15 protein-coding genes and 3 pseudogenes are annotated in these 12,897 nt (G+C 59.4%); 11 read left to right on the top strand and 7 right to left on the bottom strand.

Annotation, left to right across the window (positions count from 1 at the left end):
• Window positions 1-131: 131 nt before the first annotated feature.
• Both NKI58_RS12450 and NKI58_RS35535 read right to left on the bottom strand, forming a co-directional pair.
• Window positions 132-631, bottom strand: a pseudogene (locus NKI58_RS12450) (exodeoxyribonuclease III); the annotation flags it as partial.
• A 262-nt stretch (window positions 632-893) separates the two neighbouring features.
• A pseudogene (locus NKI58_RS35535) lies at window positions 894-1,759 on the bottom strand (hypothetical protein).
• 459 nt (window positions 1,760-2,218) lie between these two features.
• Here NKI58_RS35535 and xth point away from each other — a divergent pair.
• Entirely contained in the window at window positions 2,219-3,010 is a 792-nt protein-coding gene (gene xth, locus NKI58_RS12455) for an exodeoxyribonuclease III (RefSeq protein ID WP_352624050.1), read from the top strand.
• Between the two features lie 35 nt (window positions 3,011-3,045).
• Here xth and ligD read toward each other — a convergent pair whose 3' ends face one another.
• The gene (gene ligD / locus NKI58_RS12460) at window positions 3,046-4,824 is read right to left on the bottom strand and encodes a DNA ligase D (RefSeq protein ID WP_352784491.1); all 1,779 of its coding nucleotides are present in this window, start codon (window positions 4,822-4,824) and stop codon (window positions 3,046-3,048) included.
• Between the two features lie 296 nt (window positions 4,825-5,120).
• Between ligD and NKI58_RS12465 the strand changes: the two genes are divergently transcribed.
• The 3 genes and pseudogenes from NKI58_RS12465 to NKI58_RS12475 all read left to right on the top strand — a co-directional run bounded on the left by NKI58_RS12465 (window position 5,121) and on the right by NKI58_RS12475 (window position 5,979).
• The gene (locus NKI58_RS12465) at window positions 5,121-5,225 is read left to right on the top strand and encodes a DUF982 domain-containing protein (protein ID WP_352592865.1); all 105 of its coding nucleotides are present in this window, start codon (window positions 5,121-5,123) and stop codon (window positions 5,223-5,225) included.
• Window positions 5,226-5,297: 72 nt separating this feature from the next.
• A pseudogene (locus NKI58_RS12470) lies at window positions 5,298-5,593 on the top strand (ISNCY family transposase); the annotation flags it as partial.
• A 143-nt stretch (window positions 5,594-5,736) separates the two neighbouring features.
• Window positions 5,737-5,979: a hypothetical protein gene (locus tag NKI58_RS12475; protein ID WP_352784501.1), complete on the top strand. Its 243-nt coding sequence runs from the start codon at window positions 5,737-5,739 to the stop codon at window positions 5,977-5,979.
• 147 nt (window positions 5,980-6,126) lie between these two features.
• Here the strand turns inward: NKI58_RS12475 and NKI58_RS12480 are convergent, their stop codons facing one another.
• The 4 genes from NKI58_RS12480 to NKI58_RS12495 form a co-directional block, all read right to left on the bottom strand.
• Window positions 6,127-6,279 carry a hypothetical protein gene (locus tag NKI58_RS12480; protein WP_352784490.1) on the bottom strand — a complete coding sequence of 51 codons (153 nt, stop codon included), beginning with the start codon at window positions 6,277-6,279 and terminating at the stop codon, window positions 6,127-6,129.
• A gap of 1,112 nt (window positions 6,280-7,391) precedes the next feature.
• Window positions 7,392-7,796: a TadE/TadG family type IV pilus assembly protein gene (locus NKI58_RS12485; protein ID WP_352592871.1), complete on the bottom strand. Its 405-nt coding sequence runs from the start codon at window positions 7,794-7,796 to the stop codon at window positions 7,392-7,394.
• Complete coding sequence (locus NKI58_RS12490) at window positions 7,786-8,205, bottom strand: TadE/TadG family type IV pilus assembly protein (RefSeq protein ID WP_352592874.1); 420 nt, start codon at window positions 8,203-8,205, stop codon at window positions 7,786-7,788. The genes NKI58_RS12485 and NKI58_RS12490 overlap by 11 nt, the downstream gene beginning before the upstream one ends.
• Before the next feature lie 26 nt (window positions 8,206-8,231).
• Window positions 8,232-9,467, bottom strand: a complete 1,236-nt coding sequence (locus tag NKI58_RS12495) for a pilus assembly protein TadG-related protein (RefSeq protein ID WP_352853244.1) — start codon at window positions 9,465-9,467, stop codon at window positions 8,232-8,234.
• 296 nt (window positions 9,468-9,763) lie between these two features.
• Here NKI58_RS12495 and NKI58_RS12500 point away from each other — a divergent pair, with 296 nt between their 5' ends.
• The 7 genes from NKI58_RS12500 to NKI58_RS12530 all read left to right on the top strand — a co-directional run bounded on the left by NKI58_RS12500 (window position 9,764) and on the right by NKI58_RS12530 (window position 12,781).
• The gene (locus NKI58_RS12500; protein WP_059186960.1) at window positions 9,764-10,030 is read left to right on the top strand and encodes an AbrB/MazE/SpoVT family DNA-binding domain-containing protein; all 267 of its coding nucleotides are present in this window, start codon (window positions 9,764-9,766) and stop codon (window positions 10,028-10,030) included.
• Window positions 10,027-10,425 (top strand): type II toxin-antitoxin system VapC family toxin, encoded by a 399-nt coding sequence (locus NKI58_RS12505; RefSeq protein WP_352786554.1) that lies wholly within the window; start codon window positions 10,027-10,029, stop codon window positions 10,423-10,425. The genes NKI58_RS12500 and NKI58_RS12505 overlap by 4 nt, the downstream gene beginning before the upstream one ends.
• A 365-nt stretch (window positions 10,426-10,790) precedes the next feature.
• Window positions 10,791-10,961: a porin family protein gene (locus NKI58_RS12510; protein ID WP_352592882.1), complete on the top strand. Its 171-nt coding sequence runs from the start codon at window positions 10,791-10,793 to the stop codon at window positions 10,959-10,961.
• A 175-nt stretch (window positions 10,962-11,136) separates the two neighbouring features.
• A complete protein-coding gene (locus tag NKI58_RS12515) occupies window positions 11,137-11,343 on the top strand; it encodes an SDR family oxidoreductase (RefSeq protein ID WP_352786611.1) in 207 nt (68 codons plus the stop codon).
• A gap of 107 nt (window positions 11,344-11,450) precedes the next feature.
• Complete coding sequence (locus NKI58_RS12520; RefSeq protein ID WP_352853313.1) at window positions 11,451-11,639, top strand: ATP-binding protein; 189 nt, start codon at window positions 11,451-11,453, stop codon at window positions 11,637-11,639.
• A gap of 468 nt (window positions 11,640-12,107) precedes the next feature.
• Window positions 12,108-12,353, top strand: coding sequence for a type II toxin-antitoxin system VapB family antitoxin (locus NKI58_RS12525; protein ID WP_352592888.1), 246 nt, complete (start codon window positions 12,108-12,110; stop codon window positions 12,351-12,353).
• Window positions 12,353-12,781, top strand: a complete 429-nt coding sequence (locus tag NKI58_RS12530; RefSeq protein ID WP_352592890.1) for a type II toxin-antitoxin system VapC family toxin — start codon at window positions 12,353-12,355, stop codon at window positions 12,779-12,781. Before NKI58_RS12525 ends, NKI58_RS12530 begins: the two co-directional genes overlap by 1 nt.
• Window positions 12,782-12,897: the final 116 nt, after the last annotated feature.

The following is a 12,897-nucleotide window of genomic DNA, read 5'->3' on the forward strand; positions in this document are numbered from 1 at the left end:
TACAATATACTCGTCAAACGCCGCTTCGAGTTCGCTCGTGCAGGCGACATCGCCCGGCTGGACAACAGCTTCCCGGTCTGGAACGGCGCGCCAAGCCTGTCATTTCGAGAGAATCCGGTTTAATCATTAGTATCGCCCAGCCATCGCCTTGGCACCACGGCGTCGATTTGGGTTGGAACGACGTTATAGTCGCCGCAGAGAACACTGGGTGCCCCAATTTCGAGCAAGTGCTGGCCGTAGTTGATGAGACGATCGAACCAGCGCAGCTTGTAGTCGAACTTTGGGCCAGGCGCTGGATTGCCGGTGGGCAGATAGAGACAGCCCACAACGACCCCATCCACCTCGGCCTCGATATAGCGGCTGAGTGTCGTCAGGATCGCCAGGCAGGGCCGCGTCGGCCTTCCACAGGTTCCATTCCTCGGGCCAGGATCGCCACACCGTTGTAGGATTTCTGGCCGTACCAGATTGCGCCGTAACCCGCCTCTCTGATCGCATCGATAGGAAACTTGACGTCCGACGTCTTCAATTCCTGCAGGCAAACGATGTCGTAGTCGCTTTCGCCTAACCACTTCAGGAGCACAGGCAGTCGGCCGTTGACGCCGTTCACATTGAAGGTAGCGATGCGAGTCATGTGCATGCCCCCTCGTGAGATATTCGCGGCAGTCGGCGCGCAGCGCGGGGTGGCGTTTCCCCCTGCGCTGAACCCTCAGCTCTTGCTATCGTCAACTTCGCCGGCATCCTGTGCGGCCGAGGCTCACTTTTTGCCCAGCTTGTGTTCGACCTTGGCAGTTCACCGCAAGAATGCAGTCGTTTTCTAAGCGACACCCGACTCCCCTCGCTGATCGGGAATCACTTTACCAAGCAACGCGTTGCCACACAGGCTAGCGCCGCATCTATCGCTCGCGACCTCGCCTACTACGCTCCCGACTGCGGGCTTTTCGACGGGCAGCTCTAAGTTCGGCAAGCGTTGCCTCCACCAGCCCCTGAAGCGTTCGGTTGGCCCGTCCCGAGCGGGCCATGTGCTCACAAGCTCCGCCAGCGTAGCCCAACGCCACCTGCCCCAAATGAAGTCGCCGTTCGGAGGCATTGCGTGGGGATAGAAGATGGCTGCGTCGGATAGCTCAACCGGAAATTTCATCGAAGACGACAATCCCGTACTGTTCCGTTGCGACTGCGCGGCCCAGGGTAGGTAGATCTTGAACTGGCAACGGGTAGCGATGGCGCCGGCGTTCAGCAGCCCGCTTTTGTGCGGCCTTATATGCTTCGGTGTTCCTGGCAGCCGCACGTCGCAGTTTCCTTTCCTCCGGTTCGGCAAGCTGCGCAGCCTTTCGATGTTTGGCCATCGGCGCCGGAGCTCTTCATATGAGCGGCATGGAACTCTCCAGGCCCGCAACTCATCGTCCCAACTCGCCCACGGAACCGCACGCAATTCTTCAAGCACCGTTTTCGAATACGGCGTGCGAATACGGAGGTCGTCCGCAATTTCCAGATACCGGCTCGAAATTGGGTCGAAGGCGAAGGCATCGCGTCCCTTGCTATCGTCATGGGGCGCCCGTAACGCTGCCTCTTTCGCCAGCCAGCGGTCGATCCGCCGGGCTGCTGTGTTGCCGGGGACAAACCAGCTCCTGCGCTCGTCGCTCCATCTGGCACGCGGAAAAGCTTGCTGAAACCGCTCCACCGCCATTCGATCGAACGAAAAGCGGGCTTCGGCACCAGGTGCCTCGCGTTTCTGCGGCGGGGGACGAGCGTCGGATTCCATCGTAGTGCATCAGTCGAGTTCGCTGCACTGAACGCAGCGCCGGCCCTAAAGGTTCACCAGCCGGACAAGCCCCGCGGGAATATTGCGCCTGAACCCTGATGCCCAATGCTCAGGACGCGCGCAGTGAAACTTTCCCCACACTCGTCGGTTAAGGAGTGCCGAGAGGACGAATGATGTCTAAATCAGATGAGAGCGGCTGCGGCCGTGCGGCCGAAAAAGGCTCGTTCGCGTCCCATAAAAGGGGCGGACGCAGAGGTGAAACATGCCCTCGAGACACAGGATCTGTCGCCAACTCAGGCGCGGGAATTGGTGCGTCGGTACGGAAACGACTGGCGAAAGATTGGCGAGGCAGCCAAGTCCTACAAAGACGACTGACAACTCCCCCATTGCCGGCATGATGCGAGGATCAGCACCTGAGCCTTCCATTGCCAATGGGCAAATGTTTGTTGAGAACTCCGAGTGACCCGCATCGCGACCTTCAACTTGAACGGCGTGAACGGTCGCCTGCCCTTGCTCATCAAGTGGCTGGGTCAGACCGACTATGACATCGTGTGCCTTCAAGAATTGAAGACTTCGGATGAGAAATTTCCCGCGGAAGCCGTCAGGAACGCCGGTTATGGCGCGATCTGGCACGGGCAAAAGTCCTACAACGGTGTAGCTATACTCGCACGGGGAAAGGAGCCCCTGGAGCGTCGACGCGGCCTGCCGGGTGACCCTGACGATACTCACAGCCGGTATATCGAGGCAGAGGTGGATGGGATCGTGGTGGGGTGCATCTACCTGCCCAACGGCAATCCAGCGCCCGGCCCGAAATTCGACTATAAGCTCCGCTGGTTCGACCGTCTGATCAGCTACGGCCAGCTACTGCTCAAGGAGGGGATCACAAGCGTTCTGTGCGGCGACTACAACGTCGTGCCAACGCCGCTCGATGCCGTGGTGCCGAGACGTTGGACGGGCGACGCAGTCTACTTTCCGGAGAGCAGGCAGGCCTACGCCGAAATGCTAGACAATGGCTGGATGGATGCCGTCCGTACCATCCATCCGGAAAAAGGCATCTACACGTATTGGAACTTCTCCTACCGGGGCGGCTATGATCGGAGCTCCGGCCTGCGGATGGATCATCTCCTCGTCAGCCCATCACTTTCGAACAGGTTACGTGACGCGGGCGTGGACGCTGACCTGCGAAGTTGGGAAAAGCCGAGCGATCATGTGCCTGCCTGGATAGAGCTCGACCTCTCGGCAACGAGTTGAGTCATCATGGGAAGTTCGTCCCCTGTCCTTGATGCTCACGCTGCCTTTCTGGCGGCCGCCCTGAACGGACGGTCAATGGTAAAGGCATCTGGACGGATGGCTGCCTCAACCTGGCTCCAGGTCACGGGACGGGCGATTGGGAAGCCAGGTCGCGCCCGTGGGGAGAAGGCGCCGACCGCCGTGTTACCGCGCCCATTGCGAAGGTAGTCGATGAAGATGCGGCCCTTTCGGGCTGCCGGCGCGGCGGAGAGCAGATAGCGATCAGGATGAGCTTCAGCGAGGCGCTTGGCGAACGATCGGGCAAGGAGCCGGGCATTGTCGTGCGTGATCTTCGTCTCAAGTGGGGCCATCAGGTGAATTCCCTTGCCGCCCGTCACCTTCGGCCAGCTCTCCAGACCTTCCGCTTCCATGATGTCGCGGAGCGTTAGCGCGGTCTCGATCACTTTATCCCACTCGACCCCCTCGCCCGGATCAAGGTCCAGAACGATGCGGTCGGCATGCTCGATGTCGTCAACGGTGGCATTCCAAGGATGCAGCTCTACCGCATCCATCTCGACCAGCCCCAGCAAGCCGGCAAGGTCGTCCACCCACACGCGCACACCTTCGCCACCCCCGCGCTTCTGAACGCGCAACTGATGCACTGCTGCTGGGATCTTCGGCAGCGCGCCTTTGTGGTAGAAGGTTGCCCCGAGAGCATGGCGGACCAGCTTCAGCGGTCGGTGGCCGAGATGGACGAGTGCGTGATCGGCAACCCTCTGCCAATAACGCGCAAGCTCTTCCTTGGAGGGCGAGACCGCGTCGGGCAGCAGTTGCAGGATGTTCTCGCTGGGAACGCCATGTTCCTGGGCTGGCCCACGTCGCTTTGATGGCGCCGGAGGCTTGGCCGGGATCGCCACGAGGTCTTCTCGCAGACCCTTGAATACTGCCTCGCGCAACACGCCGCGATCAGTGACGCCGCTGAACTGTACCTCGGCCAGCACCTCTGGTCTGACCCAGGTCGCCTTCGGTTTCACGATGGGCTCTGACAAAGGTGACTTGCTGATGATCAGCGGGTCAAGCCGCTCTCGAACCCGTTGCGCAGCGCTCAATGTATAGCCGCTGCGAGCCTTCCCGGCATAGAGCAGTCGGTCGCCCTCGCGTCGGCCGATGTAAAGCGATGCGATGCGGCGCGAGTAAGCGCCGAGCTTCTCGACAAATGCCACGATGGGGAAAGTGTCGCTCTTAATGCACTTCACCTTGAGCCAACTCGTCTGGATACCCGAGCGGTACGTGGCATCGGTGCGCTTAGACACAATCCCCTCCAAGCCCATTCGGCAGGCATGTTCAAACACGTCCGTGCCGCTCACCTCCAGATGCTCGGCATAGGTCAGTGTCGGCGCCGTATTCTTCAACAGTTTCTCCAGGGCTGCCTTGCGCTTTACCAGCGGCTGCTGTCGTAGATCGCGCCCGTTGAGGTGCAGCAGGTCGAACGCGTAGAAGATGAGCCTTGCCGAGTTTGGATTGACCAACTCCCGTTCCAGGGCTTGGTAATCCGGCAGGCCGCTGTCGCCGAGAACGACAGCCTCCCCGTCGATGATCGCCGCCTTCACCGGCAAGCCCGCCGCCGCTTGAACCATTCGTCGGTATCGGTGCGACCAGTCGTAGCCACGGCGCGTGAAGGCTCGCGCTTTGCCGCCCTCAATGATCAGTTCGGTGCGGTAGCCATCGTACTTGATCTCATGAAGCCAGTCGCTGCCCTCAGGCGCGTTCTCGACCAGCGTGGGCGACTGAAACTCAATGAAAGAGAGCCGACCATCCCCGGTTTTGGAACTCATCGCACACTCCTGACCTCCACCCCAACTTTGGTGCCGCTGAATAGGTTCCGCAACAGAGCTGGCCGGAGGAGTAGGGTCCCGAGCCGGTTTACCCGATCCTTGCTCGAACCGGGCTTGGTTGAGGGAACTCTTAGTTAAGCCGTCACTTATGTACGAATGTCGCTCCATTGGTTCTCCCCGCCAGTGTCCGTAAGGACCAGCCGCGCTGGCATTGCCTATCAGTGCAACAACGTCGAGAAGGGGCCGCCGAGCAGCTGTTGCAGTGGACCAAGCGTGGCCCCAAGTGGCATAGCGCAGTGCAGCTCTGCATGGATGCCATGATCGATCAGGTGAAACCCGAAGTGGTCCGCAGGGCGTTTCTCGAAGCGGCCAAGGAAGAGGGAAACCTACTGCCTCCGTAGCATTTGCGACCGAAAGCCCTGCTCTTGGTTGGGCACGAACCTGACAAAAAGCATCGTCGGCATCACCCTGCCTACAGAACATTCGACAAGCTGCGTTCAGTCCACAGATCGGAGGTTATCGAGAACAAGCGGCTCGATGCCGCCCTGGAACTGGTCCCCAGATTGCAGATTGGCCGCGACCTTCAGCGGAGCCGGCGTGGGCCGCGACGCACACTGGTCAGACGAACCACATGTTCGGCATTCCCGATGGAAGTCAGAGCAACGGCTATGTGAAGCGTGGCCGCAAGCCCGGCAAGAAGACGGATTTCACGAAAGACCCTACGATCATCGCGCGCCGTGAACAGGTCCTTGCCGGAATGGCTGCCGCCAGGGCGAGAGCCCAAATGTCAAAGTTGATATGGCGGACGCCGAGAGCGATACCCGCGGAGATATGCTCGCAATGTTGGACGAGTTTCCCAATCAACCGGAAACCGCAACCACCTGGAGAAGCGGCCTCTAGCAGGCCAGCGTTGTGCTGGTCAATCGCGAGATGGCCGACATGGCCGCGGCGGCCGTGGCGGGGCTCGGCCTCGCGGTGCTGCCCCGCATCATCGGAGATAGCGAGCCGGGGTTGCGGCGGTTGACCGGGGAAATCCTGGGCGGCAGAGCCTCTCGGTCGTCTACCCGCGAGGCCGCGCTGGCGAGTTCGGTTCTAATCATCGTCCGTTTCCTGATCAACGTGATGCAGCGACATTTTGGCGCGATGCCGCGCTGAGCGGTCAGAACCTGAAGGTCGACGAGACAATCGACGGCTTGTGTGAGTTGAGCCTTTGCCCATGGCCGTGCGGCGGCTTCCCTTGCTGTGTTGAAGGTCAGTGCCAACTGTTGCTACCGGTGGTGCTCGGCTGGTGCGACGAGAACTTCAGCCATAGTGAAGGCGCGGTTTGGGCACTGTTTCGGTGAACTGCACACCGACACGGTCGTTCCTGCGCCAGCGCAACACAGACCGATAGGCAACGCCATCGGTCGGCACGTAGAGAAGGAAATGCTCCGGCACCAGGGCTTCGACCGGCACCTTGAGTTCGGCTCCGCCGACGTTCTGGTTTCAAATGGTGCAGCTGATTTCGGAGTTGTTGATGCCGTTAATGATCGCGGCACCCTTCAGGACGCGCTGTCTCCGTTCGCGGCGGTTGTCGCCTTCTTCAACCATTGTGACCTCCGTTAGGCGCCCCACTTGTATATCAGAACCGCCCACGCGCGAGCCGGATTGAATCGCGGAGCGTTGTTACCCGCGTCGAGCTGCGATCGCTGTCCAGTCGGGTCAAAAGGGTGTTTCCATATGCCTCGGCCCCTTGCCTCGGCCTGATACAGCGCCCTGTCAGGATTCTTGAACTACCCTTCCGGGTAGCCGATGGGTCCGCCCGGAGGGGGTGCCAACGTCCGCCTTCAGCCGTTGCGCCAAGTTCTTCATGAGCCGCGTCGGGAGGCTAAGGTCGCCGGTCCCATCGCAGGGCCGGACATCAGCAGTGCGAATTCATCTCCACCAATCTCGCAACCAAGCCACCACGTCTGATTGCTTTCTCAAGACGCCGCGCAATCGCGACCAGAAGCGTCTCGCCAACGGCATGCTCGAAATTGTCCTCGCGTGGCGTCGCCAGTTTTTTTCGGAGAGATGATCGTCCAGGCTTGTGCCCGGACCAAGCGGCTCCTCCCGATGTTCGACAGGCGCCTGAATGATATCGGCGAATTTGTCCGCGGCACCCGCAGGTGCGCTGTGCGAGGGAATAACTGCCGGAATATGTGCTCTTCGTCGCCAGGCCGGCGCCGATCGCCGTTAAGCGATAGCGCCCGCTGTGCATGGACTTCCGCACTGGCGAGATCGTGAGCGAGCGCGGAGCCGGCGGCCGGCATTATGTCCGTCAGGGAGTCTCTGCCGTCGGTCCGCGCTGTGCAGCGCGCGGGCGATGGCGTTAGGCAGGGAATAGCGGCCGAGGTGAGGGACGGCAAGCCGCGCATTGCCGGGGCAAAGGCCGTGATCATACATGCCGTCCCCGATCTATAGCCAGGATGAAGGCCCGCGCCCGAAGTCTACGTTCTGCGCCGGTGGCGGTGAAGCAGACCTGAACGCAAGCAAAGAAGAACAAGCCGATCACTGCGCATGTTGGGTAAAGAGACTATTGGGTGCGCTCATGACGCAACCAACGGAACTGTGACAGTTGTCGCATAATTTATCGAGTATCGGTCGAAGTACGGAAACTCGATCGCGAACGCATATTTGGCGGTCAGATGGGCCATTCGAAAGCCGCCGCTGGGGGCGTCGATTGCTATTGTTATGTCGACATCGGTTAATCCCAAACTCAGCAATTTTGCCGTGGCCATCGCTTTTATCTCGGCTTCGGTCAGCGAATTCTTCATTTGCAGCGCTCGTGAGGACGTTTCCAGAGTATAGCGAACACTTGACATGGCATTCAGAGCCCAGCCGAATGCGAAGATGCCGATCAAAAGCATTATCAGAATAGGCGCGATCAGCGCGAACTCCAGTGCGGCTCCGCCTGATGCCTCACGTATGAAGGCTCTCCCTCTAGCGAACACGTATCACCTGTTTGTGGCTGAGCTCGCGCGAGAGGGAAAACTCGCCGAAACTGAAGGGCGGGGACCAGGTGGCCGTCGCCTGTATTTCAACGAAAACCGCGGAAGCTTTCAAACTGTCGCACAGCACAGATGGATCGACCACGATGATCCCGCACATATGTTTCCGGCTCAGCGTCACCTGCGCGTCATCGGGATGATTTTCCCAGCTCGAAAGGGCGACGGTCTGGGTAGCCGCGTCGTCGGCTGCGCCTTGCATCACGAGATTGGCCGCCGTTTTCACGCCCGCACGCATCGACAACGCGCTTGATACAAAAGACCAGCCGTCAATGATGCCAAGAAGTACCAGGCAAAGGATCGGCACAACCAGCGCAAACTCCACCGCGGCAATACCCGAATCGCTCCCGAACATCCGGGCTGGTAACCGTGCCACGAAGATTACTCGACAAGCTTTATCGATTGCGTGGCCGGAATGTCTCGCATCCCAAGGCTCGTGCAATCCTGATTGACGTTCGCATTGCCGGACCACTGCACGGTACTGGCGACGACCTGAGTGCAACCACCTTTGCCCGAGAAATTGCCGAGGTAATTGACATCCTGTGTTGGAAAATACAAAGCGCCGGTCAAAAGCGAATCTGCCGTGCCATTAAACGTGTTCGATCCCGTCTGGTTAGCTTTGTCTCCGTAAAACAGCACCCCCGAATAGGTGCCTAACGTCGGTGCGCTGAGCTTGACAATGGCCGTGCCGTTCATGCTGACGCCCGAGCTGCCGGCCAGATAGATAATGACTTCATCGCCTGAAATATTTGCATTCGAGTTCGCTTTGAAATCTCCTCCCTGAATGACGTATACCCCGGGCGAGAGCGTCACATTGCCGCTCAAGCTGAGCCCCCTGCAGTATGTTCCAGGTTGCAACGTCGACTGATTGCTGTTTTGACAGGGGTTCGTGGCCGGTGGCGCCGGCAAGTCGGCAAAAGGATCGGCAGCGGGCAACGCCTGGGTTATCGGACTGGCGCAGACGGTCGTCACGGGGTTGCTCAACGAAACACCGCCTGCCGATATTAGGCAATCGACCTGAAGGTTTGCCGATCCCTGAAGCTTGATGGCGTCCGCGGCTATCGAATTCGACATCACGACGCAGCCGGTCAGTTTGAGGTTCGAACTGCCGGAAAACAGCGCCGCTTTCGGAGCGGAAGGATTGCGCGCCATAAGGCAGGCCTTTGAAGAATCCGTGATAAGAGCCACCGCTCTTGCCCGTGCGCCGACCGGGTTTTGCGTGAATATCGATGTGAAAAACCGATCGAGGGTCTGATGAACGATGACCTCGACGGCCTTTTGGGCGACATTCGGGCCGGAAGACGGAGGCGTGAAGATTTCGATTGTGCCTGTTGACGGGTCCCAGCCGTTCGTCGTCGCTGACAGTGTCGCGGCGGAGACAATCGTTGGCTTGTCAGATCCCGAAATCTTTTCCAAAGCGCCAGCATAGGCCGCCGCATCCGCCACCGCCTGTAATTTCAGGCTGCTAAAATACCAGTAGGAGGTCTCGATACCGAGACCCGCTGCGCCGACGACAATCGGCAAAGACAGGGCAAAAATAGTAGCAACGTTGCCGCTCTCGCCTGTTTGTCGCAGACGGCTAACAAACCGCCTCAAGATACGGGCACCCCATTCCATGGAAATATTTAAGCCAGGATGAATGAAGGAACGACTAAGGATTTCACTCCATTTGACAGGTGCGCTCCTTGGGCGGCCGGCACGAGCTCCGGCGGCCGCACTCGGCGAGCACGCTGCTAATAGCTGTACCTGCGCGCCGGCGATGCCGATGTCGCGATTCGTTACGCGTACAGGATGCCTCCGGCCGTTGTGATTGTGGACCCGCCAGAGCGCAACTGCTCGACAACGCGCCTTTGCTATTGATGATAATGCAGATTTGCATTATCTAATCGTGTGGATGAGTTGGAGCTGCGAAAATGACTACATTGACGGTGACGGCACGGGGACAGGTGACCTTCCGCAAGGACGTTCTGCAGCATCTGGGCATCAGGCCGGGCGAGAAGATCGAACTTGATCTGCTCCCCGACGGCCGGGCGGAATTGAAGGCGGCGCGGGCAAAGGGATCATTCCGGGAGCTCTACGGTTTTCTCAAGGGCAAGACGAATGGCCGGGTGTTGAGCATTGAAGAGATCAACGAGGCAATCGCGGAAGCGGGTACTGCAGCGGGATCGAGCAAGGAATGAAAGTCACGGCCGATACCAACGTTCTGCTGCGTGCCTATGTCGCCGACGATGAACGACAGGCGGAAGCGGCCGTCGATCTCTTGGCGAAGGCAGACATCGTGGCCGTTAGCCTTCAGGCCTTGTGCGAGTTCGCATGGGTTTTGGGCCGACAGTATCAAACCGCACGCGCAGATATCGTGGCGGCAATCCGAGCCTTGGCGAATACCGCAAATGTCGTCGTCAACCGGCCAGCTGTCGAGGCAGGGCTTGCAGTGCTTGAGGCCGGCGGTGATTTTGCGGACGGCGTGATTGCCTTCGACGGCGACTGGCTGGGCGGGGAGACATTCCTCTCCTTCGACCGCAAGGCGGTTAAACTGCTGTCAGCGCAAGGACATCCTGTTCAGCTTCTTTCCTAGCTGTCCTCAGGCGTGTCGACATGGTATTGCCTGACGCGCCTGGCGGAATCCAACCCATTAAATGCCGGGACTAAACAGCTAGCCACAACGAGAGCAACTGCTGATCTGTAGAATGAGCAGGTTCGGTGAACTTTGCGTTCTCCTTACAGATCGTGTCCTGGACACTCCGCAGTTCACGTTCGACGCGCTTGCCGGCGCCCGCGTCTGGTACATCTCGAATGATGTGACAGTGCAATATGCTGGGTTCTCCTTGTCGCGCGAGGAGGATTTCGGCTGGGTCGATCCGGTGATCGGGGCGCGCGCCTTCTACAACATCACCGACAGGCTTTCCGTGATGGCGCAGGCGGATATAGGCGGGCCCCGGGGTGGGCGCCGATTTCACCTGGCAGGTGCTGGGAACCGTGAATTACCTGCTTACCGACCACTTCTCGGTTTCCGCCGGCTATAAGCACTTGCCGATCGACTACGATGACGAAGGCTATGTGTTTGATGCAACCCTGTCCGGTCCGGTTCTCGGCATAACATACCGCTTCTGAGCCGCCCATGTCTGAGGTTCCATACTGACGGTGTGCTTTTCCTGGTCGTGGATTGATCCTTCTGCCACGGAAGTGCTGATTGCTTCACGTGTCGGCGGTTCGGCGTCTTCGCCGTCATTCTGCTATCGCGCGAACGCTCTCCGGTGAGCTGATAGGGCGCGGCATCCGCGCCAATGTGATCAGCCCGGGCCCGATAGACACGCCGCTCAACGACAAGCTTGGTCTGGGTCCGGTGGAAACGAAGGCTCGGGCGAAAGCTGTCGTCGGGATGGTCCCGGCAGGCCGCTTTGGGACGGCCGAGGAAATTGCCAATGCGGTGGTGTTTCTGGCGTCCCGCGACAACGCCAGCCGGAGCGCCGCAGTATCGACGTCAACGATCTGATCCGCGCGGTTCTCGATATCGCCGGCTACGCTTTGCGCACGGCAGGCATCGAGGTGCAATGCCGGCTCGCCGAGGGCCTCCCGCCTCTGGAACTTGACCCTGACCAGATGCATCAGGTGTTCTACAACCTGATCGTCAACGCGCAACACGCCCTGCAGGAGATACCGGGACCGCGGCGGATCGAGATCGAAACGGCGCTTGAAGGCAATGACCTCCAGATCGTGATCGCCAACAATGGCCCCGGTGTGCCCGCCGAGATCCGGAATGGTCGCCATCTCCGCATTCAGAACACCTAGTCTCAGTCTAGCGAGGAGCTCGATCGACGTGGCCGTGACGATCGGCTGAAGCCATCGCAGGACCATTATTTTGAAGGGCCCGCTGCACCTTCCCGGGGCAGCGGGCTTGGCATTTGTGCGAATGCTAACTCCTTTGGTACGACCCCAAAATCAACCATCCAGGTTTTCATAAATGGCCCCTTCCCCGCAGCACGCTGTCTGGGATGTTTCGGCACACGATCGTGTATCGAAGCTGCATATCAGGCTGCAGCAAAAAGCTCATGCTGACCGGCCGGACGAGATCGAAAGAAGGTTCGGCTGCGTCAGGCGTCCTGGCAATCCGCCCGACTGAGCACCAGAACCGACCCTCCCGACGGATTTTCGCGAGCTGCATTCCTCCCTCCCCTCCTTACCAAAACCGCCGCTCGCGAATTCGCTGGCGAGTATATCTCGGATGTGATATACATATATCACTCGGAAGATATACAAATGCCGCTCTTCATTCGCGATCCCGACGTCGATGCCATGGCCGTCGAGCTGCAGCAGATTACCAACGCGCGCAGCAAGACCGAGGCCGTCAGAACCGCCTTGCGCCATGAGATCGAGCGCAACCGCGGCAGCGTCCCGCTGCGCGAGAGACTTGCCAAAGTCAAGGAAATGGCGCGGCGGATCGGGCCGGCCAACCCTGATTTCGATATGAAGAAATTCACCGACGAAATGTGGGGCGACGACTGATGTTCGTCGATGCCTCGGTGATCGTTGCCATCCTGAACGAGGAACCTGGCGCGGAAGAACTGGAAAAGCGGCTCGCGGCCGCGACCAAGCCGCTGTATATCTCCCCGCTCGTCCGGTTCGAGGCAGCCCAGGGTCTCGCGCGAGCATCGGCCGAAGCCATCAAAAAGAACGCCAAGCCCACGGCCGACATGCTGGCGCAAGCCCGTGATACCGTCGACGCCTTTTTGATCGAGATCGCCGGCAAAGAAATCATGATATCCGGCGACATCGGCGACCGGGCGATCGAAGCCAGCATGAAATACGGCAAAGCAGTCGGGCACAAAGCCGATCTCAATTTCGGCGATTGTTTTGCCTATGCTTGCGCGAAGGCTCACCGGCTTGCCCTGCTTTACAAGGGCAATGACTTTTCACAAACTGATCTGGCGTAAGGCTTTCCAGGCCTTGCATCGCGGCGCGAGAGCCGATGGGCCCCTTTTGCATGCTTTGGGCGAATCGTCGTCTTTCATGGCTAAACGCAATATTACGAGGAACGTTCGCTGCAGCA

The organism is Mesorhizobium sp. M0522 (assembly GCF_040321085.1).
GTDB lineage: Bacteria > Pseudomonadota > Alphaproteobacteria > Rhizobiales > Rhizobiaceae > Mesorhizobium.

What these genes read in the sequence shown, in the direction of transcription:
- NKI58_RS12525 (WP_352592888.1), top strand. Translation starts at nt 12,108, where the DNA reads ATGCCGCTCTTCATTCGCGATCCCGACGTCGATGCCATGGCCGTCGAG.
- NKI58_RS12530 (WP_352592890.1), top strand. Translation starts at nt 12,353, where the DNA reads ATGTTCGTCGATGCCTCGGTGATCGTTGCCATCCTGAACGAGGAACCT.
- NKI58_RS12500 (WP_059186960.1), top strand. Translation starts at nt 9,764, where the DNA reads ATGACTACATTGACGGTGACGGCACGGGGACAGGTGACCTTCCGCAAG.
- NKI58_RS12520 (WP_352853313.1), top strand. Translation starts at nt 11,451, where the DNA reads ATGCATCAGGTGTTCTACAACCTGATCGTCAACGCGCAACACGCCCTG.
- NKI58_RS12490 (WP_352592874.1), bottom strand. Translation starts at nt 8,205, where the DNA reads ATGTTCGGGAGCGATTCGGGTATTGCCGCGGTGGAGTTTGCGCTGGTT.
- ligD (WP_352784491.1), bottom strand. Translation starts at nt 4,824, where the DNA reads ATGAGTTCCAAAACCGGGGATGGTCGGCTCTCTTTCATTGAGTTTCAG.
- NKI58_RS12505 (WP_352786554.1), top strand. Translation starts at nt 10,027, where the DNA reads ATGAAAGTCACGGCCGATACCAACGTTCTGCTGCGTGCCTATGTCGCC.
- NKI58_RS12495 (WP_352853244.1), bottom strand. Translation starts at nt 9,467, where the DNA reads ATGGAATGGGGTGCCCGTATCTTGAGGCGGTTTGTTAGCCGTCTGCGA.